Annotated in this window: 21 protein-coding genes and 1 riboswitch; of the genes, 9 read left to right on the top strand and 12 right to left on the bottom strand. The window is 71.6% G+C overall.

What is annotated here, in order from left to right; all coding sequences use genetic code 11:
* Positions 1 to 35: 35 nt before the first annotated feature.
* Together BMX74_RS00845 and BMX74_RS00840 are read right to left on the bottom strand one after the other, a co-directional pair.
* Positions 36 to 989, bottom strand: coding sequence for a DivIVA domain-containing protein (locus BMX74_RS00845; RefSeq protein ID WP_143078507.1), 954 nt, complete (start codon positions 987 to 989; stop codon positions 36 to 38).
* Between the two features lie 8 nt (positions 990 to 997).
* Positions 998 to 2,074 (bottom strand): globin domain-containing protein, encoded by a 1,077-nt coding sequence (locus tag BMX74_RS00840; protein WP_337959834.1) that lies wholly within the window; start codon positions 2,072 to 2,074, stop codon positions 998 to 1,000.
* A 287-nt stretch (positions 2,075 to 2,361) separates the two neighbouring features.
* Between BMX74_RS00840 and BMX74_RS00835 the strand changes: the two genes are divergently transcribed.
* Positions 2,362 to 3,273 (top strand): HNH endonuclease, encoded by a 912-nt coding sequence (locus BMX74_RS00835; protein WP_201784753.1) that lies wholly within the window; start codon positions 2,362 to 2,364, stop codon positions 3,271 to 3,273.
* 9 nt (positions 3,274 to 3,282) lie between these two features.
* On the opposite strand, the gene BMX74_RS00830 is transcribed toward BMX74_RS00835, so the two are convergent.
* Positions 3,283 to 3,903 carry a DUF305 domain-containing protein gene (locus BMX74_RS00830; protein WP_091097532.1) on the bottom strand — a complete coding sequence of 207 codons (621 nt, stop codon included), beginning with the start codon at positions 3,901 to 3,903 and terminating at the stop codon, positions 3,283 to 3,285.
* 583 nt (positions 3,904 to 4,486) lie between these two features.
* Positions 4,487 to 4,640, top strand: a riboswitch (cyclic di-AMP (ydaO/yuaA leader).
* 12 nt (positions 4,641 to 4,652) lie between these two features.
* Between BMX74_RS00830 and BMX74_RS00825 the strand changes: the two genes are divergently transcribed.
* Entirely contained in the window at positions 4,653 to 5,387 is a 735-nt protein-coding gene (locus BMX74_RS00825; RefSeq protein WP_055507861.1) for a CHAP domain-containing protein, read from the top strand.
* Positions 5,388 to 5,807: 420 nt separating this feature from the next.
* Here BMX74_RS00825 and BMX74_RS00820 read toward each other — a convergent pair whose 3' ends face one another.
* A complete protein-coding gene (locus BMX74_RS00820) occupies positions 5,808 to 6,263 on the bottom strand; it encodes a MarR family winged helix-turn-helix transcriptional regulator (protein ID WP_256256713.1) in 456 nt (151 codons plus the stop codon).
* Positions 6,264 to 6,338: 75 nt separating this feature from the next.
* Here BMX74_RS00820 and BMX74_RS00815 point away from each other — a divergent pair, with 75 nt between their 5' ends.
* Together BMX74_RS00815 and BMX74_RS00810 are read left to right on the top strand one after the other, a co-directional pair.
* The gene (locus tag BMX74_RS00815; RefSeq protein WP_091097530.1) at positions 6,339 to 6,818 is read left to right on the top strand and encodes an SgcJ/EcaC family oxidoreductase; all 480 of its coding nucleotides are present in this window, start codon (positions 6,339 to 6,341) and stop codon (positions 6,816 to 6,818) included.
* A gap of 28 nt (positions 6,819 to 6,846) precedes the next feature.
* A complete protein-coding gene (locus BMX74_RS00810; protein ID WP_091097528.1) occupies positions 6,847 to 7,473 on the top strand; it encodes an NAD(P)-dependent oxidoreductase in 627 nt (208 codons plus the stop codon).
* Positions 7,474 to 7,510: 37 nt separating this feature from the next.
* Here BMX74_RS00810 and BMX74_RS00805 read toward each other — a convergent pair whose 3' ends face one another.
* From BMX74_RS00805 to BMX74_RS00790, 4 genes are all read right to left on the bottom strand, one after another.
* Positions 7,511 to 8,383: an alpha/beta fold hydrolase gene (locus BMX74_RS00805; protein ID WP_091097525.1), complete on the bottom strand. Its 873-nt coding sequence runs from the start codon at positions 8,381 to 8,383 to the stop codon at positions 7,511 to 7,513.
* Between the two features lie 131 nt (positions 8,384 to 8,514).
* On the bottom strand, positions 8,515 to 8,799 hold the full coding sequence (locus BMX74_RS00800) for a DUF3303 domain-containing protein (RefSeq protein WP_055507853.1): 285 nt from the start codon (positions 8,797 to 8,799) through the stop codon (positions 8,515 to 8,517).
* Between the two features lie 13 nt (positions 8,800 to 8,812).
* Entirely contained in the window at positions 8,813 to 9,460 is a 648-nt protein-coding gene (locus tag BMX74_RS00795; protein WP_091097523.1) for a TetR/AcrR family transcriptional regulator, read from the bottom strand.
* A gap of 46 nt (positions 9,461 to 9,506) precedes the next feature.
* On the bottom strand, positions 9,507 to 10,937 hold the full coding sequence (locus BMX74_RS00790) for an MFS transporter (RefSeq protein ID WP_091097521.1): 1,431 nt from the start codon (positions 10,935 to 10,937) through the stop codon (positions 9,507 to 9,509).
* Positions 10,938 to 11,112: 175 nt separating this feature from the next.
* On the opposite strand from BMX74_RS00790, the gene BMX74_RS00785 reads away from it, so the two are divergent.
* A complete protein-coding gene (locus BMX74_RS00785) occupies positions 11,113 to 11,520 on the top strand; it encodes a hypothetical protein (RefSeq protein ID WP_055507847.1) in 408 nt (135 codons plus the stop codon).
* A gap of 87 nt (positions 11,521 to 11,607) precedes the next feature.
* Positions 11,608 to 12,342: a hypothetical protein gene (locus BMX74_RS00780; protein ID WP_091097518.1), complete on the top strand. Its 735-nt coding sequence runs from the start codon at positions 11,608 to 11,610 to the stop codon at positions 12,340 to 12,342.
* Positions 12,343 to 12,367: 25 nt separating this feature from the next.
* Here the strand turns inward: BMX74_RS00780 and BMX74_RS00775 are convergent, their stop codons facing one another.
* Positions 12,368 to 12,814 carry an Lrp/AsnC family transcriptional regulator gene (locus tag BMX74_RS00775; RefSeq protein ID WP_201784770.1) on the bottom strand — a complete coding sequence of 149 codons (447 nt, stop codon included), beginning with the start codon at positions 12,812 to 12,814 and terminating at the stop codon, positions 12,368 to 12,370.
* 130 nt (positions 12,815 to 12,944) lie between these two features.
* On the opposite strand from BMX74_RS00775, the gene BMX74_RS00770 reads away from it, so the two are divergent.
* Both BMX74_RS00770 and BMX74_RS00765 read left to right on the top strand, forming a co-directional pair.
* Positions 12,945 to 13,832: a tryptophan 2,3-dioxygenase gene (locus BMX74_RS00770; RefSeq protein WP_091097516.1), complete on the top strand. Its 888-nt coding sequence runs from the start codon at positions 12,945 to 12,947 to the stop codon at positions 13,830 to 13,832.
* A 262-nt stretch (positions 13,833 to 14,094) separates the two neighbouring features.
* Positions 14,095 to 17,619: an NACHT domain-containing protein gene (locus tag BMX74_RS00765; RefSeq protein WP_143078505.1), complete on the top strand. Its 3,525-nt coding sequence runs from the start codon at positions 14,095 to 14,097 to the stop codon at positions 17,617 to 17,619.
* Positions 17,620 to 17,635: 16 nt separating this feature from the next.
* On the opposite strand, the gene BMX74_RS00760 is transcribed toward BMX74_RS00765, so the two are convergent.
* Positions 17,636 to 18,127 (bottom strand): hypothetical protein, encoded by a 492-nt coding sequence (locus BMX74_RS00760; RefSeq protein ID WP_091097512.1) that lies wholly within the window; start codon positions 18,125 to 18,127, stop codon positions 17,636 to 17,638.
* Between the two features lie 223 nt (positions 18,128 to 18,350).
* A complete protein-coding gene (locus BMX74_RS00755; RefSeq protein WP_055507835.1) occupies positions 18,351 to 18,779 on the bottom strand; it encodes a hypothetical protein in 429 nt (142 codons plus the stop codon).
* 705 nt (positions 18,780 to 19,484) lie between these two features.
* On the opposite strand from BMX74_RS00755, the gene BMX74_RS00750 reads away from it, so the two are divergent.
* Positions 19,485 to 20,285, top strand: a complete 801-nt coding sequence (locus tag BMX74_RS00750; RefSeq protein ID WP_055507833.1) for an SDR family oxidoreductase — start codon at positions 19,485 to 19,487, stop codon at positions 20,283 to 20,285.
* A gap of 18 nt (positions 20,286 to 20,303) precedes the next feature.
* On the opposite strand, the gene BMX74_RS00745 is transcribed toward BMX74_RS00750, so the two are convergent.
* Positions 20,304 to 22,346, bottom strand: a complete 2,043-nt coding sequence (locus BMX74_RS00745) for a sensor histidine kinase (protein ID WP_091097510.1) — start codon at positions 22,344 to 22,346, stop codon at positions 20,304 to 20,306.
* Positions 22,347 to 22,537 lie beyond the last annotated feature (191 nt).

Here is a 22,537-nt window from a genome sequence, read left to right as displayed (position 1 = left end):
CGTACGGGGATCAGCGGGGCCGGGGCGCGCGGGGCTCAGTGGGGCGGGTCGTTCGACGGGGGCGGGGTGCCGACCCCCTCGGCCGTCTCCCACTCGTCGAGGTTCATGAGCAGCAGCTCGAAGTAGTCGCGCAGCTTGCCGCGGTACTCCCGGCTTGTGGCGCGCAGCCGGACGGCCTCGCGCTCCCACGACTCCTCCGCCGGGGAGCCGGGTTCGGCGCCCGCCTGGGACAGGAGCTCGCGCCGCCGGGTGCGGGCGTCCTCGATCAGCTCGCGGCTGTAGCGCTGGGCGTCCTTGATGTACTGGTCGGCGGTCTGCTGGGCCTGCGAGAGCAGGCTCGCGGCGTACACGTGCGCCTCGTGGATCCGGCCCGCCACCGCCTGCGACTCCGCCGCGCCGGCCGGCTCCACCCGGCTCAGCCCGCTCCCCCGCGCGGCGGGCCCCGCGGGCGCGGCGGGCGCGGCGCCCGTCGCCGCGGCTCCCCCGGAAGGCTCCTGCTGCTGTGGCAGCGCGCCCGAGGCCGAGTCGGCGATGTAGCCGCGCAGCAGCTCCAGCTCGCCCGCGAGCGCGTTCCTCTCCTGGGTCAGCCGGGTCAGCTCCTCCTCGACCCGGTCCAGCAGGCTGTTGACCTGGTGCTCGTCCAGCCCGCGCTTGCCCAGCGGGGCGCGGCGGAAGACGATGCCGCGCAACTGGCCGGGCGTGAGCCGCTCGCCGGAACGTCCCTGCGCCGGGGAGTCGGCCTTGCGGGGCTCGTCCCACTGGGGCTCCTCCCACTGCTGCTCCGACCACGCCCCCTCGGCCGCGGCGGCGCCCGGCTCGTGCCAGCCGTCGGCGGCGTCGCCGGGCTCGTGCCAGCCGTCGGCGGCGTCGCCGGGCTCGTGCCAGCCGTCGGCCTCCGCCTCACCGGCGCCGTTGACGGTGTCGCCGTTGACGATGAACCCTCCGCCCGCCGGGGGCCGGCCCGGCTCTCCGATGTGGAAATGCTGCACCGCGTCATTCATATGGCGAACCTCTGTGTCGGAGGGGCCGCGAGGGCGAACCTCTCCAGGCGTATGCGATTGTCGCTGAACCCGTTCTCGCGCAGCATGCTCACGGTGTCCTCCACCATCGCGGCCGGGCCGCACACGTACGCGTCGTAGCCGCCCCACCGCCCGTACCGGCTGACCACCTCGGCCACGGTGCCGGACGCGGCGACGTCCGGAGCCGGGATCTCCGACAGTGCGGCCCGGACGCTGAGCCAGGAGTACCGCTCGGCCCAGGAGCGGACGCTGTCGAAGTCGTACAGCCCTTCGGGCTCGCGCGCGCCGACGAACAGGGAGACCCACGGCGGCACCGGCAGCCGGATCACGTGCTCCAGGAGCGCCTTTATCGGCGCGAATCCGGTGCCGCCCGCGATGAGGAGGATGTTTCGCTCGGTGTTGGGATTGAGGGTCAACGTCCCGACCGGCCAGCCGAGTTTGACGGTGTCCCCTTCGCGCATCTCGCGGACGAGCGTCTGACTGACGGCGCCGTCGCCTTTCACATGGAATTCGATGGTGTTGTCCTGCCGGGGCACATTAGCCATCGAATAGTAGCGCCACATATTCGGCCATTTCTCGACCTCGACGGGCGCCGACTGTCCGGGGACGTACGGGAAGGGCTCGTCCACCAGCAGCCGGATCACCGCGGTGTCGACCGCCCGCCGCTCATGGCTGATGATCTCGGCGGACCAGTGGGGCGGCCTGGTGCTCCCGTCCTGCCGGGCCGCGTCGATCATGACCTGGGACACGGCGGTGAGGAAGTCGCGCCACTCGCGTTCGAGCTCGTCATCCCAGGCGCTGCCGGAGAAACGCCGCATGGCGTTCACGACGCTCACGCTCCACTGGGCGTAGTGCTCGGGCCTCGCGCCGAACTTGCGGTGGCTGCGGGCGAGGTGGTGCAGGTAGGGGGTGATCGCGGCGAGGTCGCCGGCGTGCTCGACGGCGAACGCCAGCGCGCCCATGAGCCGCTCGCGCTGGCTTCTCATGTTCACGGGAAACATTTCGCGAAGCTGGGGCACCCGGAGAAACAGGTCGGAGAACAGGTAGAGCGGCACGCCGTCCCCGTACTTGGCGACCAACTCGAAATTGTCCCTGACACGCTGAAAGCCCAACAAGGCCCCCCCAGCAGCGCTGCGCACTCTGAGAAACAAGTTCTCGGAGTGAGTCTAGACATAGCCGCTTGTGATGTCTATTAATCCTGGTAAGTAAGGTTTTCTCCAGTCAACCAACACGTCAGCCGCGACCCGGCCACAGCCCACCCGGCACCAAGCTCCTACCGGCACCCCCGATCGCGACCCGGACCCCCTGGCAGACCGCCGGCGGCGGGTGTAGAAACACCGTTGTGATCGCGCCGCTGAGTGACGACCTGGACAGCCGGATACGTACAGCGGCCATGGCGTGGCTTCGACGGCGCTGCACTCCCCAAGATCCGGTCGTCCGGCGGGACGAGCTGCTCGGGTTCCAGTTCGAAGGGGAGACGTTCCCCCTCATCGACAATCAGCTCGGCATCAGGAAACCCCGGGGGATGTCGGCCGCTCTCTCCATCCTGACGACGTACACCTCGGACGGCACTCGCGCACCCTACGAGGACGCCGTGGGCGATGACGGACTGCTGCGGTACAAGTTCCAGGGCAACCCCCGGCACTACACCAATGAAGGGTTGCGGGTCGCCCACGCGCGCCAGGTTCCGCTGATGTGGTTCTTCGGCGTCAAGCAGGGCCTCTACCTGCCGTTCTTCCCGGTGTGGATCGTGGCCGTCCAGGAACGGCTGTCCGAAGTGGCCGTGGCGCTCGACGACGCCCAGAGGCACCTGCTCAGCGGTTCCGTGAGCCCCATCGAACGTCGCTACTCCGAACGCATCACCCGGCAGCGCCTGCACCAGCCGGTGTTCCGCCAGCGAGTGATCCAGGCCTACGAAAGCAGCTGCGCCATGTGCCGCCTGCGGCACCGCGCCCTGCTGGACGCGGCCCACATCATCCCCGACCGCGACACTCGCGGCGTTCCCGCGGTCTCCAACGGGCTGGCGCTCTGCAAGATCCACCACGCCGCTTACGATCAGAACATCCTCGGAGTCCGCCCCGACCACGTCATCGAGGTGCGAGCGGACATCCTGGAGGAAGTCGACGGGCCGATGCTCAAGCACGGGCTGCAAGAGATGCACAGCGTCTCGCTCACGCTGCCTCGCCGGCGCGCGGACCGGCCTGACCATGACCTCCTTGAGGAACGCTACGAGCGGTTCCGCGCCGCGGTCTAGCACTCGGCCTCAGGTGCCCGTGGGCGTCGGCTGGGTGGAGGTCGCCTGCGACTCGTGGCCTGGCGGCAGGGTTTGCCCGGTGCCGGGCGTGGCTTCCGGCGTTTCGGGTGTTCCCGGTGTCCCCGGCGTTCCTGGCGTTCCTGGCGTTCCTGGCATGCGCGGGACGCAGGGCATGCCTTGGTGGCCGTACCACTGGGTCAGCCAGTGGCGCATCCGCCTGACCTCCGCCCACTGGTCGTCGCGTACCTTGCGGGCGAAGGAGGCGACCTGGGGGTGCTGGGCCAACTGGTGCCTGAGGAGCTGCTGCGACATCATGATCGCCATCAGGTGGTGCGGGATCATGTACTGCAGGAACGTCTTGTCGAGCTGATCCCCCGACAGGGCGGAGAGGTCGGGCATCATCGTGTGCGCCGGGGTCGGAGCCGGCGTGGGGCTCTGCGGGTACCAGCGGGCCAGCCAGCGCTTCATCTGGTTGATCTCGGCGGTCTGCGTCGTGACGATCGACTGGCCGAGCTGCCGCAGTTCGGGACGGTTCGAGCGCCGCAGTTGCCTGGCCGCGGTGACGGCCTCCTGGTGGTGGGGGATCATCTGCGACAGGTAGTCGTACTCGCTGGTGACGCGGTGCATCATCCCGGGACAGGGCGTCGGCGACGGCCTCGATGTCGGGGTCTGCGTGGGTGTCGGCGTGGGTGTCTGGGTGGGTGTCTGGGTGGGTGTCGATGTCGGCGTCCGCGTGGGTGCCGGCGGAGTCGGGGCGGCTGCCACCGCACTCGCGGTGACGGCGGCCACGGCTGTTACGGCTGTTACGGCGGTTACGGCCGTCACGCTGGTTACGGCGGTCAGGAGCGCTCCGGCCGCGGTCGCGAGACTCATGGAGTGTCGCCTCATACGTCCCCCCCAACGCTGGTTCGACATATCCCACGGTAACCACATATGTCCAAAAGGTCCGCTTCTGGGGTCCCCATCTGAACCGGCTCACCATGGCGGAGCAGCAGGCCCGCAACCTGCGAAGAAGCGGCCGTCAAACCCGGCGAAAGGTAAAACATTGTCGCCGGAAACCCCTGCCTCATAGGGGTTTCGTTGGACGAGCAAAGGGCCCCGTTTGCACTGCTCTATACGCTTCACTTACGTTGGATGCATCGAGGCGCACAGACGTCTCTTCGTACTGCCGAGACCGCGTCGACCTGCAGTGACCATGACTGTCCGATGAGCAGGGGCGCGGCCGCCGAATCCGCCACAGATCGCGGAACCGGGGACCCACTCTTTCCTGGGGTGAATCGGAACCGCCGTCCCGACGACGGCCTTCCGTAGGGCACTTCCACGCCCGAATCCGTCAGCTAACCCGGTAGGCGGCATGGAAGCAAGGAGTAGACCTCAGCATGACCATGCACGACCGTCGCCGTACCCTCGTGCCCGCCAAGCTCGCCTGCCTCGCCCTGGGCGCGGCCGTCACCGCCGGCGCCGCCTTCGCGGCGACCCCCGCCTTCGCCGACAGCAGCTCCTCGGCCCACGCCGGGACCGTGAGCGTCCACGCTCAGCCCGCGAACGCCCGCGCTCACGCGGTGGACGCCCGCCCGCAGGTCGTCAACAAGCCCGCCCAGCGGCCCGCGCCCGTCGCGCGGCCCGCGACCGCGGACACCCTCCTGAAGATCGCCAAGTCGCAGGTCGGCGTCACCGAGAACGCCGAGGGCGGCGGCACGCCGTTCCAGCACTGGTACATGTCGTCCCCGCGCGCCGCCCAGACCGCCGCGCGCGACGGCGGCACCATCGCCTCCTACGCGAACGCGCCGTGGTGCGCCATGTTCGTCTCCTGGGTGGGCGAGCAGGCCGGCATGCGGTCCACCGTGGGCTGGGACGCCTACACCATCACGTACGCCAAGTGGTTCCAGGCCAACAAGCACTGGGGCGACACCCCGAAGCCGGGCGCGGTCGTCTTCTTCTCCTGGCACGGCAAGAGCATCGACAGCATCGACCACGTCGGCATCGTCGAGAAGGACAACGGCGACGGCACGATCAGCACGGTCGAGGGCAACACCGGCAACGGCAAGGTGGAGCAGCGCGTCCGCCCCACGTCGCAGGTCGTCGGCTACGGCTACCCCGCCTACCGCGGCTGACCGAGAACGACGCGAACACCTACACCACAGCAGGCTCCCCGACACGGGGGGCCTGCTGCTTTTTACGGCGGCTCCACCTCCTGCGACCGCTCCACCTCCTGTCACCGCTCCACCCTCCCCGGCCGCTCCGCCCCCTCCTGCAGCCGCTCCGCCTTCTGCGGACGTTCCGCCTTTTCCGGCCGCTTCCGTACGGCCTCAGACCCCCGGTCGAAGGACGCCGCCCGCTTCCTCCTACGTGCCTCAGGCCCCAGATCGCAGAACGTCGGCGGCTTCCTCGTACGTGCCTCAGGCCCCAGATCGCAGAACGTCGGCGGCTTCCTCGTACGTGCCTCAGGCCCCAGATCGCAGAACGTCGGCGGCTTCCTCGTACGTGCCTCAGGCCCCAGATCGCAAAACGTCGCCCGCCTCCTCCTACATGCCTCAGACCCCAGATCGCAGGACGTCGGCGGCTTCCTCGTACGCCCGCGCCGCGCGGTCGAAGTAGTCGAAGAGGACGTCGAGCTGCTCAGGCGAGTAGCCGGCCAGGATCTCGCCGACCTTCTGCCGGGCGGGGGCCATGACCTGGTCGAGCCCGGCCGGTTTGCCGACCGGTTCGACGATCACCTTGCGGCGGTCGTCGGACGCGGGCACGCGGCGGACGTAGCCGGCCTGCTCCAGCCGGTCGATGAGCCGGGTGGTCGGCCCGGTGGTCAACCCGGTGCGGGCGCCCAGTTCGCCGGGGGTCATCGGCCCGGACAGCTCCAGGACGTTCAGGGCGTACAGGTCGGTGGCGCCGAGGTCGCACGCCTTGGCGCTGGCGTGGCCGTGCAGCATCACCGCGCTGAGGTAGCGGCGGTAGAGACGGCCGGCGTCCGGCTGTCCCGGTGTGGTTGACACGCGGTCCTCCCGTTCCTACTCTCTTCCTTGAAGAAGATAAATCTTTAAGGAACAAGCTTCTTCTATGAAGCTATCATGAGAGGGGCCAGCATCGTGACCGCCAGCACCGCCGACATCGCCGCCATCCGCGCCGTCCTCCAGCAGAGCCAGGACGCCTGGAACCGCGGAGACGGCACCGCCTACGGCGCCTGCTTCACCGACGACGCCACCGACGTCACCTTCGTCGGCACCGTCTACCACGGCGGCGCCGAGATCGGCCGGGCGCACCAGGCGCTGTTCGACAGCTTCCTCAAGGGCACCCGGCTGGCCATGGAGATCGTGGAGATCCGCCGCTACGGCGCCGACGCGGCGGTCGTCGTCACCCGCGGCGAGGTGGTGAAGGGCACGCCGAAGAAGCTCGGCAAGCTCGCCACGTACACGCTGGTGCGCGAAGCCGACGGCCGGTGGCGCATCGCGGCGGTCCAGAAGACCAAGCACAAGGCGCTCATGGAGGCCGTCTCCTTCAGATTCCAGCCCGCCACCCGGCCCACCACCGGGCCCGACGCCGCTCGCTGATCCGACCGCACCGTAGAGGAACACCCCCGTGACCTCCATCGCCGTCGTCGGCGCGGCCGGTCGCACCGGACGGATCGTCGTCGAACAGGCCCTGGCCGCCGGGCACCACGTCACCGCGATCGCCCGCCGGCCCGGCGCGCTCCGCCCGGCCGGGCCCGGACTCACCTTCCGCGCGGCCGACGTCCTGACCCCCGGCTCGCTCCAGGGGCTGCTGGACGGCCACGACGCCGTGATCTCGGCGCTCGGCGCCGTCGGCCGCGGCCCCACCACCGTCTACTCCGCCGGCACCGCCGAGATCGTCTCCGCGCTCAGGCCCGGTGCGCGGCTCCTCGTGATCTCCTCGGCCGGGCTCGGTGTCCCCGCCGGCGCCGGGCCCGGCGCCCGCCTGGCCGCCCGTCTCCTGCACCGCCTCATGCGGCACACCTACACCGACATGGCCCGTATGGAGGACCTGCTCGCCGCCGGCAGCCTGACCTGGACCTCCGTACGCCCGACGCGGCTCACCGACCGGCCCGCCACCGGCCGCCCCCGCGTCTGCGTGGACGCCACCGCCAAGGTCGGCGCCCAGACCTCTCGTGCAGATCTGGCCGCCTTCCTGCTGGACGCGATCGCCGACCCGCGTACCTTCCGCACCGTGGTCGCCGTCTCCTCCTGACCCCTGGCCGCCGCCGGCCGAGGAACCCTCGTGCGGTTCAGCCTTCCTCGGACAGGACCTGACGCAGGGTGACGGCGAAGCCGTCGGGGTCGCCCTTCATGCCGAACTCACCGCCGAGGAAGCCCCCGTGGTGGCTGGGGAACGTCACGGGCGAGGCACCGAGACGCCCGGCGACCGCCACACCCGCGCGGTGGGCGAGCTCGCCCTCCGACTCGGCTCCGACGCCGACGACGATGCGGGTCGGGGCGGCGCGGAGCCCTTCGAAGTCGTGCTCGTAACACGTACAGGTCACGAGGTTCTGCCCGAACAGCGGGTCGTCGCGGGAACCGTCGTCCTCCGCGGGCAGACCGAAGTCGGCCGGGCTCTGGACCGGCAGGTCGGCGAAGTCGCCGGGGACGTCGCCGCGCAGGCTGGTCAGCGCGATGAACTTCACCATCGCCGCGCCGAACCCCTGCCGCTCGTACGTCCGCCGGATGTCGTCGACCGCGGCCAGCGCCTGCTCCCGGTCAGGCAGCTCCTGGGCGGCGGGAGGCTCGTGCGCCACGAGCGTACGCACCTGCTCCGGATGCCTGGCGACCAGCGCCAGCGCGTTGACGGCGCCCCCGCTGCTGGCGAAGACGTCGACCGGCCCGCCGCCGAGCGCCGCGATCAGCCGGTGCAGGTCGTCGGCGTGCAGGTCGGGCGTCGACTCGCCGGCGTCGCCGGTGCGCGTGCTCCGCCCGATCCCGCGCGGGTCGTAGGTGACCACGGTACGGTCGCGGAAGTGCTCGGCCAGGGCGGTGAACCCGCTGGCGTCCATCGGCGACCCGATCATCAGGAGGGTGGGTGCGGCGCCCGGTTCGGCCTCCCGTACGTCGTAGTGGATCACGGCGCCTGGCACCTCGATGGCGTGGGTCCTGGGCTCGGTCATGGGATCGCTCCTTCGGGAGGGCTCGTACGGGAGAAGCGGCGCACATCCGTGGATCGAACACCTCTTCGAGAGAAGAGTAGGCCTCGGCCGGCCACGGCGTCAGCGGAACCGTCCTTTCCGATGACGCCGCGTCACGGCTGATCGAGGTAGGGCTCCACGACCGCGCGGGCGTCCGCGCTCTCCACGACGGGAACGATCTCGAACGTCACGCCCAGACCACGCCACTGCAGGACCCACTGCTGGAGAAGCCGCAGGTCGTCGCACTCCATGAGCTGGAAGCACCGGCCGAAACCGGGCTCGACCCAGCTCCCGACGTACGTCAGCCCCTCGGGTAGCAGGCGGCCCCGGTCGCGCACCTGCCGGTAGACGGGGACCATGTCGTCGTCGCGGAACCGCTCGATCACCATGAACAGCATCGGGCCCCCTCTGTCACCTGGACTCGGCCCCCGGCGGCCGCGTCCGAGGGTTCGCGAGGGCCGGCAGGACGGTGGCGCGCAGCAGGTCGGGGACGGCCGCCGGGGCGAGCCGCCCGCTTTCTGCCTCGTCGGCGGCCGCGTGGACGAGGCTGAAGACGGCGGTGATCATCCAGTCGGCGGGGAGGTCGGTGCGGAAGACGCCCTGCTCCTGGCCGCGGGCGACGACCGCGGCGAGGCGGTGCCGTATCGGGTCGTGCTGTCGGTCGAGCTGTTCTGGGCCGAGTTCGGCGAGGGCGTGGACGCGCAGCTTCCTGTAGCGGTCGAGGACGCGCCAGGCGGCGGCGAGGAGCCGGCCCAGCACCAGGTCGGCGGGCTCGGACGGGTCGGCGGGCCGCGCGTCGATGACGTGCTCGGTCTGCTCGATCGCGTGGCGTACCAGCGCGTGCAGCAGGTCGGCCCTGGAAGGGAAGTGCGCGTACAGGGTGACCCGGCCGACGCCCGCCGACTTGGCGACGTCGGCCATGCTGACGTTCCCGCTCCGGCCGAACAGCTCCAGCCCCGTGGCGATGATCGTGGCGATGTTGCGCTCGGCGTCGGCGCGGCGGGGCGTGCCGTCGTCCCGCCTGGCCGGTGCCGTGCCGCTGTCGCGTGCCGAACCCATGGGCGAAGCCTACGGCCGCTCCGCCCGCGGGTCGAAGACCGCCGGTTCAGTGCACATGCGCGCCTCCCGTGCGGTGCGGCCTGCCCGCGGGGATCACGGCGAAGGCCGCCACCGCCGCCACGGCGGCGGCGACCGCGCCGGTGGCGAAGACGGTGTCGTACCCGGCGAGGGTTTTGTGCTCGATCCCGGCGGCCGCGAGGGTGGAGACGACCGCGACGCCGAGCGAGCCGCCGACCTCGTGGAAGGTGTTGACGATGCCGGAGGCGAGCCCGGCCTCGTGGTGGGAGACGAAGCCGAACGCCGTGGTGGTCGCGGCGACCAGGGTGGCGCCGGCGCCCGCGGCGCCCAGCACGAAGCCGGGCACCAGGCCCGTCCAGACGTCGTCTCCGCTGCTCAGACCGGTGAGCAGCCAGGCGCCTGCCGCCGCGAGCGCCAGGCCGGCCGCCCCCACGAGGCGTCCGCCGACGACGCCGACCAGCCGTCCGGCGAGGTGGGCGCCGACGCCGGTGGCCACGGCCACCGGCAGGAAGGTGAGGCCCGTGGCCAGCGGGCTCAGGCCGCGGACGTCCTGGAGGTAGACCGATCCGAGGAAGAACAGCGCGATCAGCAGGGCGGTGGCCGCCAGCATGAGGAACGCGCCGGCGACGACCGGGCGGCGGGTGAGCATCCGCAGGTCCATGAGCGGGACGCGGGCGGCCCGCTCGACCAGGGCGAAGGCCAGGTAGAGCACGGCCGACACGGCGAGTGCCGCCAGGGTGGGGGTCCCGTTCCAGCCGCCGTCCCCGGCCTTGACCACGCCGTAGATGAGGGCGGCGGTGGCGCCGGTGACCAGGAGCGCGCCGGGCAGGTCCACCCGGGCGCGTCCGGACGCCCGCGCGGCGGCGGGGACGGTCAGCGGGAGCGCGATCAGCACGGCCACCCCGACCGGGACGTTGACGAAGAACACCCATCGCCACCCTGGCCCTGCCGTCAGCGCGCCGCCGACCAGCACGCCGGCGGCGGCCCCGAGGCCGCCGAGCGCGGCCCACACGCCGAGCGCCCTGTCGCGTTCGGCGCCGTGGAACGTGGTGGTCACGACGGCCAGCGCGGCGGGCGACAGCAGGGCCGCCCCGGCGCCCTGGGCGACGCGGCCGGCGACGAGCAGGGCGCCGTCCCCGGCCAGGCCGGAGGCCAGGGAGGCGAGCGTGAAGACGGCGAGGCCGGTCAGCATGAGGCGGCGCGCGCCGAAGGCGTCGGCCAGGCGTCCGCCGAGGAGCATCAGGCCGCCGAAGACCAGCGTGTACGCGGTGACGACCCAGGTCAGCGCCTCCCTGTCGAGGCGCAGGTCGGCGGCGAGGGCGGGCAGGGCGACGTTCACGACGGTGACGTCCAGGATCAGCATGAACTGGGCCACGCAGATGAACGCGAGCGCGGCCCAGCGACGCCGGTGAGGCCGGGCGGCCGGTACCGGGTGGGTGGTGGTGGCTTGGTGACTCATACGGCGGCCCCTCGGTGATAACTCGAACATCGGTGTACGGGTTAGCGTACGCCCTAATCCGTACAGATGTGTACGAGTTATCTCGGGATGGACCAGCGGGCTTCAAGCCGATCACAAGTGCGGGCGGCTATCTGTAGGGGTGTTCGATTCGCGTTTCGTCTCCGGAGTTCCTCTCGTGCGCCTGCTCGCCCTGCTCACCGCCGCCGTCCTGCCCCTGGCCGCGGCCGCCCCCGCCTCCGCCGTCCCGACCGTCTGGAACTGGCGCGGCGGCCACTCCACCGACGGCAAGGCCAGCGCCTGGGGCAAGGTCTACATCCACCAGATGGGGTACCTCGTCGAGGGCAACCTCAAGGACACGCAGAGCTACGGCTGCAGCTGGGTGATCCTGAAGGGGCAGGACACGCGCAGCGGACGCTGGAAGAGCCACGGCTTCTACAACTGCATCGCCGGGACGGGCACGTTCAAGAAGGACTACCGCAACGTCCTCAACGTCAAGGTGCAGGTGTGCCGGGGCGACGCCGACCGTCCCACCGGCCAGTGCTCCGCGTGGAAGCCCATCATGAGGAACGGCGGCCCGGCCTGACGAACGCCGAGCGACCCGGCGCACTGGACCGACGCATCTGCCAGAGTTCCTTCGGTACACCGTCCCGATCGGGAGGAGGACCCGAAGGTGCAGGCAGTCAGGGGAAGGGCGGCGAGGCTGTGGCGGCGGGCCGCCGCGGCGCTGGCCGCGTTGCTCGTCGCCGCCGTGGCGGGCGTGGCGTTCGCGTACCCGTCGCTCGCCGCGACCACCTGTCCGGGCTGTTACGGCCTGAGCGAGCTGCAGCCCGACGTGTACGCGGAGAAGGGGCTGTCCGGGGAGCAGCGGGCACGCGTCGGCGGCGTCGTCGAAGCCGCCCGTGCCCGGCTCGCCGCCTTCTACGGCGGCGCGGTGAGCCGGCCGCGCCTGCTGGTCTGCGGCACGGAAGACTGCTACCGCCGCATCGGCGGCAGGAAAGAGCGCGGCGTCGCCGTACTCAACCGGTCGGTGATGCTGTCGCCCCGCGGCCTCGACGCGGTGATCGCGTCGCACGAGATGTCGCACGTCGAGCTGCACGCCCGGCTCGCCTCGGGGGTGGAGGTGCCGCAGTGGTTCGACGAGGGCCTGGCGGTGGTGGTCTCCGACGACGCCCGCTACCTGGCCCCGGTCTCCTCCGCCGACCGATGTACGGCGCGGCCTGACGGCCCGCTGCCGGAGACCCTGGACGCGTGGCTCGGCACCGCGAGCAAGGACCCGTCCACGTACGCGAAGGCGGCGTGCCAGGTGCACCGCTGGCTGCGGGCCCACGGCGAGCGCCAGGGCCTCCTGACGTTGGTCGAGCGCCTCAACGCCGGCGACTCCTTCGCCGCAGCCGCAGGGCTCTGAGCGTGTCCGCGCCTGGGCGGGAGGGCTAACCGGGCTGGCCGGAGCCGGGGGTGGGGGTGAGCGGCGTGTGCGACACCGGGGTCGAGAGCACCATCGTGCTCGACGGGCGTCCGTACGCGGCGAGCCTGTCGATCAGCAGCTCGAAGGCCGTCATCGACGGAGCCGACACCTTGAGGACGCTGCACACGTCCCCCGTGACCCGGTGGATCTCGCGGATCTCCGGCCACTGCGACACGGCGGGGTCCTGGAGCACGCAGCGTGGGCCGTAGCAGGACATGTGGATGAACGCGGTGACCGTCCAGCCGGCGCGGGCCGGATCGACGCGGGCGTGGTAACCGGTGATGACCCCGCGTTCCTCCAAGCGCCTGACCCGCTCGGCCACGGCCGGAGGCGACAGGTGCACCCGGCGCGACAGCTCGTTGTAGGACAGCCGGGCGTTGTCCTGCAGCTCGCGCAGGATCTCCCAGTCCATGGCGTCCACCAGGCGCTCCTCTCGTTCGTTAAGCAAGGAGGCTGATATATCACGAAAGTACAGGCCCAGGGTGCTCAGGGCCGTTGGGACGTCATTCCATCACCAGGTATGGCCACGCCAACATAAAGGCATGGACAAAGCGCACCAAAAGGTGAAAGTACGGCCGACCACCGCGCGCCGGCGTGCGGAGCGAGCGGCGGCCACCGGTGGCGCGCCCATCCTCGACTTCGCCACCCCGACGCCGTACGACCTCTACGTCCGCACCAACACCCTGCACCGCCTGCAGCACCCCCTCACCGACGACCCCGGCGAGATGTCGTTCCTCGTGATCTCACAGATCATGGAGCTGTACTTCAAGCTCGTCGACTTCGAGCTGCGCGACGCGCAGCGGCTGCTGCGCGCCGACGACCTGTGGGCCGCCCTCGCGCCGCTCCGCCGCGCCGCCCTCCACCTGGAGGGGCTGAACGGGAGCTGGCAGGGGCTGCGCTGGATGACCCCCGCCGACTTCAACCGGTTCCGCGACCAGCTCGGGGAGGCGTCCGGGATGCAGTCCGCGATGTACCGGCACCTGGAGTTCCGGCTGGGCCTGAAGACGGCGTCCCTCACCAGGCCGCACCGCAAGCAACCCGAACAGCACCAGGCGCTCCTCAACACCCTGAGCGAGCCGAGCATCTGGGACGACGCCATCGCCGTCCTGGCCCGGCACGGCCACGACATCCCCCGCGAACTGCTTGAGCGAGACTTCTCCGTCGAACACCAGCCACACCCGGCCGTCGAGGCGGCGTGGACCGAGGTCTACCGCGACGGCGGCCCCGGCAACCTGCTCAGGCTGCTCGGCGAGGCGCTGACCGAAGTGGCCGAACGGTTCGGCGAATGGCGTTACCGCCACCTGAGCGCGGTGCGCCGCGCGATGGGCGCCAAGGCCGGCAGCGGAGGCTCGGAGGGCATCGGCTGGCTCGAACGCAGCATGGCCCGAACGGTCTTCCCGGAACTCTGGTCGGCCCGCACCCACATGTGACCCCCACCCGTCGCAGGGCGTCAGGAGTGCGGCGAGAGACGCTCCAGCGCGGACGCTCTCCAGGGGCGCCCAGGGGCGAGGTAATCGGCAGGTCAAAAGAACGTCTCTGGTGGGCTGCGCGGAGCTAGGCGGACGCCCCTGCGGGAAGTTGAGGCCAGTGCCGCTCGTGCAGGGCTCGCTCGCCTACTGAAGCGGCTCGCACAAGGCCTGCGAGCGGCGAGCCGGGCAGAGGGAGGTTGGGAGTACGGGGAGGGGGTCGTGGATGGCGGGCCGTCCTGGGCGGTTGCTCGCGATGGTGTCGCGCCGCGTCAAGCGCTGGACGGGGCGGCGGTGGCGTCACGGGGTGGCCGCGTACCGGGAGCGGCATGTCCGGCCTCCGGTGATCGAGGAAGGCGTCCGGTACGGCGGGTTGTGGTCGAAGCGGACCGCTGTGCGGGTCGCGGGCGCCGTGCTGACCTTGTGGTTGCTCTTCTCGCTGTTCATGGTGTTGAGCAGGTTCACGCGATTCGCGGAGCTGGGGGCGCATTTCGCGCGGCACACGACGGGCCTGTGCGGCGACGGCTACAGCGTCTACTGCACCGCCGTCATCAGCCTGATGACCACGGTCCTGTACGCCGCGCTGCTCTACGCGATCTTCCTTGCGGTGTCGTACGAGCGGGTGACGCGTGCCTACCGGCAGCGGGCGTGGGCGGATCCGCGGTCGCTGGTGCAGACGGTGGGCAGCATCCTCGGCGACGTCGTGGGCCGGGACCAGTTGTGCGACGTCCTGATCGCGAACATGCGCACGCGCAAGATCCGGCGCCCGCAGATCCTGGTGGGGCCGATCGGCGCGGGCAAGACGGCGGTGCTCGTCAAGGTGGTGGAGATCCTGGCGCAGCGCGGGATGATCCCCGTGGTGGTGCGCCTGCGCGACACCGAGCCGGGGGTGAGCATCCAGACGATGGCGCGCAGGAGGTTCGAGGAGCTGGTCGACAACGACATCAGGTCGGCGGGCGAGGCGGACCGGGTGTGGCGGCAACTGCGCGCGGAGAACCGCATCATCGTGCTCGGCGACGGCCTGGAGGAGGCGCTGGCGTCGCACGCGTCGCCGGAGCGCGGGGAGGGCCCGCGGGGCCACGAGCAGGAAGGCCTGATGGACCGGGACTCGGCGCTGCGGCAGGCGATCCGCCGCGTCATCGACGAGGACCTGCCCCTGCTGATCACCTCGCGCCCGTACGACCCGCTGAGGGGCATGGAGGCGACGATCGTCGAGCTGGAGCCGCTGGGCGAGGGCCCGGCGCTGGAGTACCTCTGCAGCGAGGACGGCGACGGCGACGGCAGGGTGACGTTGCAGGACGTCCAGCGGTTGTACCAGCTCGTGCAGATCGCGGACGTGGTGGAGTCGCCGCTGTACCTGCAGATCATCAAGCGGCTCAACATGGTGGGACGGCTGTGGCAGACGTTCCCGGCGGAGCTGGTGGCGCGGGGCGACCGGCAGCGGCTGGACGCGACGGGCCTCGACCGCGCCGACCTGCGCAGACGGCTGCTGGACGGCTGGCGGGACGCCCTGGTCCAGGGGTACGACCACGAGGACTACGCCCTGGAGGAGGCGTGCCGCGAGGCCGTCGTGGACGTGCTGGGGGCGCTGGCCTGCGTCGGGTTGAAGCAGAACCGGCTGGAGGTGAGGTTCGGCGACCTGGCGGGGCACGCGGTGCCGTACGAGTTCGACTCCGGAGGGGCGAAGACCCCCAAGCCGGGCGTCCCACCGCATCCGGAGGTGTGGCAGGAGCTGCGCAGGAGGCTCGGCCGCACGCGTTACGCGGAGCTCGCCGACAACCTCGGCATGGCGGCGACGCTGGGCCAGGAGCTGGGCATCGTGGAGGCGCACGAGGACCGGGTGCGGTTCCGGCACAGCCTCATCCAGTCGTACTTGGGGGCTCTTTTCCTGCGCGTCGCGTTGGAGGACGAGAAGTACCTGCACGAGGCGTTCTACGACCCGGGCAGGGAGTTCCTGCTGGCGCTGGTGTTCCACGCGGCTTCCCTGCGGGGGGACGCCGGGGAGCACGACCGGTTCGCCGCCGGGATGATCGACCTGCTGATGGAGAAGTCGGCTCCGGAGAACGCGCGGAGCGCGGCGACCGTCCTCGACATGTTCAGCGCGGCTCTGGAGATCGACAGCGGCACGACCGCGCCTGACCCGGCGGCGCTGATGCGTAAGTTCTCGCAGCGGTGGCAGAGCGTCAGGAAGGACCGTGTGCGCTTCGACCAGGCGTTGTCCGAGGCGAAGACGCGTTTCGTCAAGGCGTCGTGCACGGCGACGCGCATCGCGGTCGCCCGCAGGCCCGCCGGCGCCGGCTCGGACGCGCCGCGCGAGGTCTACCGGTGGCTGTACGAGATCGCACGGGGCGAGCACGAGTACCGGATCAGCCTGTCGACCGCGCAGGCGATCGGGGCGGGCGGCGACGACGCGTTCGCCGTTCTCGGCAAGGAGTTCGACCGGGTGTTCCGGAGCGTGGCGTCGGGGGCCGAGCCGGACGAGGAGGACAGGCGCGAGCGCGCCATGTGCGCGTGGCTGGCTCCGATGCTGTACCGCTCGGCCCGGTCGCCCGACGGTTCGCCCGGCGGTTCGCCGCGTGGATCGCGGGACGGCTGGTACGGCGGCGCGCCCGCCGGGGAGGGCGTCGAGGAGCACCGCCACAGGCAGGCGCCTCCGCAGGAGGAGCACGGCGACCGGCGGCCGCATGCGGACGAGGCGAACCACGGCGAACCGGCTCACCCGCGCGAGGAGCACCTCGGCGAGCCGACCGACCCGGACGAGGCGAACCTCGACCGGTGGATCGGACTGATCGAGCACCAGGACGACGAGCACCCGCTGATCTCACTGGAGATCGCCCTCGCCCAGGGCTTCAAGCACGCCGCGAACCAGCGGGACCAGTCCCCCGGCACCGGGTACGACCGGGCACGGCTCATCGAGAAGACCGAGTGGATGCTCAAGCACTCGCGGTACTGGTTCACGCATCTGACGCTCATCCAGGCGCTGACGCTGTGTTCGCTGCCGGAGGATCCGGAGGCCCCCGTCGAGTACCAGGGCCGGGGCTCGGACCCTCAGGAGCTGGTGAGGTACTGGCTCGGCATCGCCGGCAGCCTGCGCCGGGAGCCGCGCCGGCCGGGACCGGGAGGGCTGCACCCGTTCGTCAGGGAGGCGGCCGACCTGTGCGTGCTCGCGCTGTCCACGCGCCGTCCCGCCGAGTACTGCTGGATGGACGAGAGCGCCGTCGCGGCGCAGGTCGGCTCGTACAGCGCCTCACGCGCCAGTCAGTACGGCCAGGACCGCTGGATCATGAGCTCGGTGGGCTGGAGCACGCTGCACCCGCGCGCGCAGCGGCTGGTCGCCGACATCCTGATCCTGCTGAACCTGGCCGAACGCGGCAGGCAGCAGTCGCAGATCGAGGCGCGACTGTCGAGGGCGGACCGGGCGGACCTGCCGCCGTGCATCGTGTCCGACCGCCGCCCGCTCGACCTGGAGCGCACGATCGGCGCCGCCGAGACGGCCCACCCGGGGTCGAACTGCCTGGACGGCTGCCCCTTCCGGCTGTGCCCGTACCCGCCGCAGGGCGACGTCCTGCGGTACGCCGAGTTCAACGAGAGCTTCTGCAACCAGCAGGCGGCGCTGGCCCGCAGGCGCGCTCCCTGGCAGGAGCTCTCCCATCGGGAGCTGCGCCGCTTCTGGCTGGGCATGGCGGGCCGCGCCCGTCCGAAGTCCCCCGACCGGGGCGACGCCTGGCCTGCCCCGCGTCTCTACCGCTGACCGGGCCTGGCGGCGCTCAGAGGCAGGCGGTGAACCGGGCGATGCCCATGCCCACGTCGGTGCCGGTGTACGGCTCGATCACGGCCTTGACGCGGACGCAGGAGCCGGGGGCGAGGGGCTGTCGTACCGGGCCGGCCGAGCGTCTCCCCGCTCCGTCCGCCGCCGTCACCCTCACGCTCCTCGCGCTCCCCGCGGGGACGCAGCGCGAGCCCTGCTCCTCGCAGCGGGCCACCGACACGCTCATCTTCTTCCGGTACGGCCACAGGGACCGCTTCACGGTGAGCTCTGCGCAGACGCCGCCCTCATCGGAGTGAAGCCGCAGGTAGCCGTACGTCTCGGACTGGTCGCTGCGGATGGGGGCCCGCCGGAGCGGTTCACCCTCGCAGGGCGGCGCGAAGAGAGCAGGGGTCGCCTGGGCCGTCGCGGTGGCGGGCGCGGCCGAGAGCAGGGAGCCGCCGGCGAGGGTGAGTACGGCCAGGCAGGCTTTGATGGAGGTTCGGGTGTTCATGGACGCTTGGATGGCGGGCGGAGCGGATTGGTTCGCGCTCTGCCGCCGCCCGCACAATTCGGGGGGTGCAAATCCGGCCGTAGCCCTGCAATTCTCTCCGGATTTCCGGAAAAGGGCCACGACACGCGCGCACCTCCTCCTTGGGTGCCAAGGAGGAGGTACGTGGTGTGCGTTTCGGCGTTCTCCGATGACGGCGTGACGACCCGAGTCGTACGCCGGCCGGTTAGAGCAGCGTGGCGAAGGCGCCGCAGTTGCCGGGCCAGGCCGGGTTGCTGCCGGTGCCGGGCGTCGGGTTCACCTTGCACGAGGCCTGGCGGACGACGCCGGCGGCGTTCCGGACCGTGACGTGCAGGAAGTCACCCTGCACGGCGAGCGAGACGCCCACCGGGTTGGGCAGGTAGTTCGGCACCGAGGCCAGGCTGTGCCAGGCGGGCGTGGTACGCGGGTCGCGGACCTGGACCACGCCGTTCCTGATCTCGGCGACGAACTTGGTGTTGCCCTGGAACGCCGTGTCGATGCTGCTGACACCGGTCGGCGTCGGCGGCGTCGGCGTCGGCGGACGGTGGTGGCGGAACTTGTGGTGGAACGGGAACGGGAACGGCCGGTGGTGGAAGAACGGGAACGGGACCGGCCGGTTGACGATGAAGGGCACGGGGCCGCAACGCGGTCCCCAGCATCCGCCTCCCCAGCCGCCACCGCAGTGGCCCCGCCAGCACCTGCCACCGCGCAGCGGCGGCTTCTCGTTCGTGGCCACCGCCGGACGCACCGAGTGGGTCGTCTGGGCCGAGTCGGCGAGAGCGGTCGCCGGGCCGAGAGGAGCGAGAGTGGCGGCGGTCGCGAGAGCGGCTAGCAGCGCGTGCGGCGGCGATAGGCGACGGCGATTCTTAGCGCCCATTGTCTCTCCGTTTCATGGACTTATCTGCCGGAAGGCCAGAAGCATCCCGGGACGCTCGGACGACTCCGACATACCCCGGTACCAATTCGCCGCTAGCCTGCATTTTCGCAATCAACAATTAAAGATCCGCGACCCGTGGGGGCATATTCGAATATGCCCCTTTTGGGCGCGGTACGCGCGTTTTTCCGGTCAAATACTCTTTCGCTCTGAAATCTCGGGCTAATCGGGCAAATGTGGTGCCCAGCGGAGAACCGCCGTGCGCGCGGCGTGTGGGCGCCGAGGGCGTCCCACAGTGGGCGGGGGTGCCGAGGGCGTCCCAGGGTGGGCAGGGGTGCCGAGGGCGTCCCAGAGTGGGCAGGGGTTCCCCTGCTGTTTCAGGGCGGACAGCGGGGAAAGGGTGCGGCCATGGCCGTGGCGGGGTGAACCGAGGCGGGGCGCCGCGCCGGGCCTGGAGGGAGAGGCATGAGCGACGGGTACGACCAGGTGGCCATCGTCACGGGCGCGGACTCCGGCATCGGCAAGGCGACCGCAGTCACGCTGGCCGAGCAGGGGTTCGACGTCGGGATCACGTACCACTCGGACGAGGACGGCGCGAAGGACACCGCCGAGCAGGTACGCGGCCTGGGCAAGGCGGCCGCGGTGCGCCGGCACGACCTGACCGACCCCGAGCGGGCCGCGTCGGTCGTGGACGAGCTGGCCGAGGAGCTGGGCGGCGTGGGCGTGCTCGTCAACAACGCGGGCACGGGCAGCGCGGAGCCGCTGATCGACATGGGGTACGGGCGCTGGCGCGAGGTGCTGGCCGTGGACCTGGACGGCGCGTTCCTGTGCGCGCAGCGCGCGGCCCGCCGCATGATCGCCTCGACCCGGGGCGGCCGGATCGTGAACGTCACCAGCGTTCACGAGGAGTACCCGAGGGTGGGCGCGGGGCCGTACTGCGCGGCCAAGGGCGGGCTCAGGATGCTGAGCAGGGTGCTGGCGCTGGAGCTGGCGGAGTACGGCATCACGGTCAACACGGTGGCGCCCGGTGAGATCGCGACGCCGATGACCGGGCAGGAGGACCAGCCGCCGCGGACCGGCAGCAGGCCGGGCTACCCGGTGCCGCGTCCCGGGCACGCGAGGGAGGTGGCGGCCGTGGTCGCGTTCCTCGCCGGCCCGGCGGCGTCGTACGTGACGGGGAGCTCGGTGTTCGTGGACGGCGGGCTCGGGCTGATGGGGCCGCAGGCGGCGGGGGCGCTGGGCTCGGGAGACTGGCGCAGGGGCTGAGGCTCCTGCCTCCGGATGTCAGGAGGTGGCGGGGCCGGGTTTGTCGTGGGGGGCGAGCGGGAGCATGACCTCGACGCGGGTGCCGCCCCCGGGGGCGCCCGTGATGACGCAGATGCCGCCCAGTTCCGCCGCCCGTTCCCGCATCGAGCTGAGGCCGACCCCGGCGCTGGGCCGCTCGGGCAGGCCCTGGCCGTCGTCGACGACCAGCACCCGCAGGGTGCCGGGTTCGCGGCGCAGGACGACCGTCACCCGGTCGGCGCGGGCGTGGCGCTGCACGTTGGTCAACGCCTCCTGGACGATGCGGTAGACGGCGACCTCGGCGGCCGCGGGCAGGTCGGACAGGTCGCCCTCGACCTCGACGACGATGCAGGGGCCCGGCGAGTACTGGTCGGCCAGTTCCCGCACGGCCTTGGCCAGGCCGAGGTCGTCGAGGGCGGGCGGGCGCAGGCCGTAGACGAGTTCGCGGATGTCGTCGGTGACGGCGCTCATGCCCTCGTGCAGTTCCTTGAGGAGGGCGTCGGCGGCCTGGGGCGAGTTCTTCATCCGCATGCGGGCCATCGTGATGGTCATGGCCATGGCGGTCAGGGTCTGGCCGAGCCCGTCGTGCAGGTCGCGGCGCAGGCGGCGGCGTTCCTCCTCGCGGGCGCTGAGGATGCGTTCCCTGGAGCGTTGCAGGTCGGCCGCCATGCGGACGGCGTGCGCGACGTCGGCGGCGTACGGGCTGAGCGTGGCGAGGACGCGCTCGTTGTGCGCGGCGGGGAAGCGGCGCGGGCCGGGAGGGCCGACGAGCAGGCGTCCGACGGGTTCGCCGTGCCAGACGAGCGGCACCTCGCGCGGGTCGGGGCCGACGCGGCCGCTCTCGACGTAACGCGGCTCGCCGTCGGCCACCTCGACGGCGACGCCTTCGACGGCCAGGCCGTCGCGCAGAACGCCGACGACGGAGGTGAGCGCCTTGGCGGGGTCGCCGCGCCGTACGGCCTGGGTCAGGCGTTCGGCCAGGACGGCGGGGTCGCCGACGCTGCCGTACAGGAGGCGGTCGACGGTGCGCTGGAGCGCCCGGCGCAGCGGCTGGAAGAAGGCGCCCGTGAACAGGGCGGCGGCGAGGCCGGCGACCTGCCCGTAGCCGGAGACGAGCAGGCTGGACAGCGCGCCCACTCCGAAGTACACGGCGCTGACCACGGCCACCAGGCCGGCGGCGACGAACGTCCTGCTGATGACGGTGTCGATGCCGTAGAGGCGGTAGCGCATGACGGAGAAGGCGATGGCGACCGGGATCAGGGCGGCCCACGCGAACGCGAACCAGTGCAGCGCGGGCGCGAAGATCCCGGCGACGAGGAACACGATGTACCCGGCGAAGGCCAGCAGCGGCCAGCCGATCTGGCGGCGCAGCACGGGGTCGGCGCGCCGCATGCGCAGCGTCAGGGAGAGGGCGGCGAGCGCGAGCGAGGTGTAGATGAGCGTCCAGTTCGCCGCCTGCAGGGAGAGGTTGTAGGGGGCGAGGGCGCCGATCTGCAGCGGGTTGGGGATGACGGCGGGGTACGGGTAGTCGGCCGGGGGCGGCGTGGGCCTGACGATGGCGCGGGTCATCTCGGCGGTGAGCGCGGCGGTGCCCAGGGCGAGGACGAGCCGCCAGCGGGGGGAGGGCAGCCGGCCGTCAGGCGAGTACAGCGGCAGGAAGACGGTCAGCGCGATCCCGCACGCGGCCCAGGTGACGTGGCTGGCCCAGCGCAGGTAGCCGGCCGCGTCGAGGTGTCCGGCGGCGGCGACGTGGAGGGTCAGCGCCTGGGCGAAGACGCTCAGCCCGGCTGCCAGGCCGCCGGCGGACATCAGCCACGCCATGTTGAGCCTGGGACGGTGGAAGACGAGGAACGCCCCGACGGCGGGGAACGTCAGGGCGGCGGCGGTCTGCGGGTCGATGCTGTCCTTGGGGCGCCAGGCTTCGGGCAGCGCCGCGAACACCAGCACGGACAGCACGGCGAGGACCGGTGAGATCACCGCCACGGCGAGGGCGACGCCGCGCGCGGCTCTCCTGCGCGCCGTCCCGTTGGCGGCCGTGGACATCAGCCCGCCTTCCCGCCGACGCCGACTCCGACACCGACTCCGACGCAGCCACGAACGCCGGTGGCGCGCGGTGTTCGCCTGAGGATCGTTGTGGCCATCGTGTCCCCGCCCCTTCCAGGTCACGGGCGTGCCTGCGACCTGGAAGGATTATGGCCCTTTTGCGGTGATTATCCGCACGTCGTGGCCGGGCC

This window comes from Nonomuraea pusilla, from assembly GCF_900109355.1.
Taxonomy (GTDB): domain Bacteria; phylum Actinomycetota; class Actinomycetes; order Streptosporangiales; family Streptosporangiaceae; genus Nonomuraea; species Nonomuraea pusilla.
This window is presented reverse-complemented; position numbering and strand designations above follow the sequence as displayed.

What these genes read in the sequence shown, in the direction of transcription:
- BMX74_RS00830 (WP_091097532.1), bottom strand. Translation starts at nt 3,903, where the DNA reads ATGATGCACCGCGTCACCAGCGAGTACGACTACCTGTCGCAGATGATC.
- BMX74_RS00825 (WP_055507861.1), top strand. Translation starts at nt 4,653, where the DNA reads ATGACCATGCACGACCGTCGCCGTACCCTCGTGCCCGCCAAGCTCGCC.
- BMX74_RS00815 (WP_091097530.1), top strand. Translation starts at nt 6,339, where the DNA reads ATGAGAGGGGCCAGCATCGTGACCGCCAGCACCGCCGACATCGCCGCC.
- BMX74_RS00805 (WP_091097525.1), bottom strand. Translation starts at nt 8,383, where the DNA reads ATGACCGAGCCCAGGACCCACGCCATCGAGGTGCCAGGCGCCGTGATC.
- BMX74_RS00800 (WP_055507853.1), bottom strand. Translation starts at nt 8,799, where the DNA reads ATGCTGTTCATGGTGATCGAGCGGTTCCGCGACGACGACATGGTCCCC.
- BMX74_RS00795 (WP_091097523.1), bottom strand. Translation starts at nt 9,460, where the DNA reads ATGGGTTCGGCACGCGACAGCGGCACGGCACCGGCCAGGCGGGACGAC.
- BMX74_RS00790 (WP_091097521.1), bottom strand. Translation starts at nt 10,937, where the DNA reads ATGAGTCACCAAGCCACCACCACCCACCCGGTACCGGCCGCCCGGCCT.
- BMX74_RS00775 (WP_201784770.1), bottom strand. Translation starts at nt 12,814, where the DNA reads ATGGACTGGGAGATCCTGCGCGAGCTGCAGGACAACGCCCGGCTGTCC.
- BMX74_RS00770 (WP_091097516.1), top strand. Translation starts at nt 12,945, where the DNA reads ATGGACAAAGCGCACCAAAAGGTGAAAGTACGGCCGACCACCGCGCGC.
- BMX74_RS00765 (WP_143078505.1), top strand. Translation starts at nt 14,095, where the DNA reads ATGGCGGGCCGTCCTGGGCGGTTGCTCGCGATGGTGTCGCGCCGCGTC.
- BMX74_RS00760 (WP_091097512.1), bottom strand. Translation starts at nt 18,127, where the DNA reads ATGAACACCCGAACCTCCATCAAAGCCTGCCTGGCCGTACTCACCCTC.
- BMX74_RS00750 (WP_055507833.1), top strand. Translation starts at nt 19,485, where the DNA reads ATGAGCGACGGGTACGACCAGGTGGCCATCGTCACGGGCGCGGACTCC.
- BMX74_RS00745 (WP_091097510.1), bottom strand. Translation starts at nt 22,346, where the DNA reads ATGTCCACGGCCGCCAACGGGACGGCGCGCAGGAGAGCCGCGCGCGGC.